General features: G+C 55.7%; 1 pseudogene. It reads right to left on the reverse strand.

The features are described 5' to 3' along the window. Positions 1–289 (reverse strand): annotated as a pseudogene (locus Z052_RS21380) (hypothetical protein); the annotation flags it as partial.

Here is a 289-nt window from a genome sequence, read left to right on the forward strand (position 1 = left end):
CCGGCAGTGACGGGCGCTCTCCTTCCGGAAACCACGCATAAATCAACGTCGAGAGAACCTGTCTCGTCTGATCGATGGTCAGGATCGTATATTCGTCGTCCAGGTCGTTGCGCTTTTTTTGAAGCCTTCTTTCCAAGCTTCTTGGGCTCTTTCGTCNNAGAAGTCGAATCGTCGTGTCGCTGTTAAAATTCCCTGCACACGGCAGGAAGAACGTCTCACCGCCATCGCTGACTGCGCCAAGCAACTTGATGCTATCCCACGCGCCCGTCACCGGCAGTGACGGGCGCTC

Source organism: Halorubrum sp. C191, assembly GCF_002727095.1.
Taxonomy (GTDB): Archaea; Halobacteriota; Halobacteria; order Halobacteriales; family Haloferacaceae; genus Halorubrum; species Halorubrum ezzemoulense.